Annotated in this window: 3 protein-coding genes; all 3 read left to right on the top strand. The window is 43.7% G+C overall.

Features of this window, described 5'->3' with window-relative positions; all coding sequences use genetic code 11:
* Positions 1 to 254 (top strand): LPXTG cell wall anchor domain-containing protein (locus RUMCAL_RS04385; RefSeq protein WP_021681361.1); only part of this gene is annotated, 254 nt, incomplete at its 5' end.
* Positions 247 to 756: a class D sortase gene (locus RUMCAL_RS04380; protein WP_021681360.1), complete on the top strand. Its 510-nt coding sequence runs from the start codon at positions 247 to 249 to the stop codon at positions 754 to 756. The genes RUMCAL_RS04385 and RUMCAL_RS04380, both read left to right, overlap by 8 nt.
* A 214-nt stretch (positions 757 to 970) precedes the next feature.
* Complete coding sequence (locus RUMCAL_RS04375) at positions 971 to 1195, top strand: hypothetical protein (RefSeq protein WP_021681359.1); 225 nt, start codon at positions 971 to 973, stop codon at positions 1193 to 1195.
* Positions 1196 to 1260 lie beyond the last annotated feature (65 nt).

Here is a 1260-nt window from a genome sequence, read left to right as displayed (position 1 = left end):
AAATCACTGCACGCTCGGAGAATGCATATGAGATCACGCTGACCGACTTAAACGGCAATGTGCTGGACATTTACACCGTTGATCCGAAAACCGGCACCGGTACAGATTCTTCCAACGCAGAAGTCAACCTGCCCCAAACCGGAAACAACGCTATGACAAACTGGCTCCTGTGCGTGGGTGCAGCACTGTTCATGGCATTCGGATTCGGTGCGGTGAAGGCATCTGGTGTCCTCAAGCGTAAAGAGGATGAGTAAGAGCAAAAAGCAGTGGGGGATGTTTCTCTCGGGACTGCTTGCAATTTTGATTGGTATCAGTATTCTTGGATTTTTCGGTGTGAGAAAGTGCTACCGGCTTTATCAAAAGCAAATCTTGCTTGAGAATAATCCAGTTGTGGAAATTGCAGACCTAAACATCAAAGCCCCCATTTTAGAAGGAACTGACAATGAAACGCTCGCCAAAGCGGCAGGGCATTTCAAGGATAGCGGCGATTTTGGCAAGGGCAATTACTGCATTGCTGGGCACAGCAGCACACTGTACAAGGAATATTTCAACAACTTGAAAAATGTGGAGATCGGCATGGAAATCACATTGCATGACAAGCAAAAGCAGGCGTATCATTACACTGTGGCCGAAAGCAAAATCGTCGATCCGGATGCTGTCTGGGTGCTTGATGATTTCGGCGATGACAGAATCACCATCATCACCTGTACCGATGACGGAACACAGCGACAGGTTGTGGTAGGATTGCTGGATTGATCTTTTGGTTTGCCTAACTAATGAATGACCGTAACTAAGTGAAACCCATTAACATCGTAACCCAGTTAAAGCGATTCAGTGAAGAAACGAAAAATCCACGCAGTTTCGGACTTTTCCCATTTTGAAAGGTTGCAAATAAGTGATTTTACCACTGTAAGCATCGCCTCCACCATACTTGCACCTCTATTTTGATACAATTTAGAGGTGCTTTTTTATGCCCAAAAATCAGCAAAAACAACGTGGATTTCAAAAAGTAATCGTTCTTTGGAACGTGTTCAAAAGCAGAAAAACCGGCTCAGATTTCCCTCTGAATCGGTTTTCTGTTTGCGTAAACGTTTTTTTGTGGGCAAAAATGCACCCAAAATTTTTTGAAATGCACCCGATGACGGCAAAAACGCCGAAAAAATTCGCTCTTACTGCAAAGCTCTGGAAGTATTAGGGAAACACTGATTAAATCTTCTCATTACGCTGCAAATATGGTATAATAGAAAAAAGACAAAAAAG

Source organism: Ruminococcus callidus ATCC 27760, from assembly GCF_000468015.1.
In the GTDB taxonomy this organism is placed as follows: domain Bacteria; phylum Bacillota; class Clostridia; order Oscillospirales; family Ruminococcaceae; genus Ruminococcus_C; species Ruminococcus_C callidus.
Note: the sequence above shows the minus strand (reverse complement) of the source record. Positions and strands in the feature narration are given on the sequence as shown.

What these genes read in the sequence shown, in the direction of transcription:
- RUMCAL_RS04380 (WP_021681360.1), top strand. Translation starts at nt 247, where the DNA reads ATGAGTAAGAGCAAAAAGCAGTGGGGGATGTTTCTCTCGGGACTGCTT.
- RUMCAL_RS04375 (WP_021681359.1), top strand. Translation starts at nt 971, where the DNA reads ATGCCCAAAAATCAGCAAAAACAACGTGGATTTCAAAAAGTAATCGTT.